The sequence below is a fragment of the Acinetobacter chengduensis genome (genome assembly GCF_003664645.1).
GTDB lineage: Bacteria > Pseudomonadota > Gammaproteobacteria > Pseudomonadales > Moraxellaceae > Acinetobacter > Acinetobacter chengduensis.
On sequence record NZ_RCHC01000070.1, the window covers coordinates 1 to 542 of the forward strand.

The 542-nt window shown below is 37.6% G+C and carries 2 pseudogenes; both read left to right on the forward strand.

Annotation, left to right across the window (positions count from 1 at the left end):
• Positions 1 to 334, forward strand: a pseudogene (locus tag D9K81_RS18745) (ATP-binding protein); the annotation flags it as partial.
• Positions 331 to 542: pseudogene (locus D9K81_RS18250) on the forward strand (hypothetical protein); the annotation flags it as partial. The pseudogenes D9K81_RS18745 and D9K81_RS18250, both read left to right, overlap by 4 nt.

Consider the following 542-nt stretch of genomic DNA (forward strand, 5'->3'; position numbering starts at 1 on the left):
AGTATATGCCAGCGATCTAAATCAATTAACAGAGTCACTTGATAAAAGTCACACGTATTACCAAAACATGCGCCAAACCATGCTTTTGAAGGCCAAAGAGCTGAAATGAACTTTTGATAAGCACAAGGAAATGTGGATTAGTCCTCCTGAATTTAATGGCATTAACGATACCCAGCGAGATGATTTACAAGCTTTCATTACTGAACGTGGTTTAGATGTAAAAACAGTATGTGAACACTTAGGCATTGATTCACTGATGCAAATCGATTCAACAAAAATTCAATTGGTAAAACAAGACATTGATCAACTTGCTAAAGAAGGAACTCAAGCATGAACATTTTAAATGGTACAGAAGCTTTTAATGCAATGTCTGCAGGTCAAAAAATTGAAGCGCGTCATACTGGATCTGATTTAGATTTTGATGAGATCCGCAACTTCCCTGCGACTGTTTTTATTGATCAAGACTATGAATTTCGCATTGCGGTGGTCTACATGACGATCGGTTTAATGCAGGTACCTGAGGCTATTAAAGAAGCACCAGT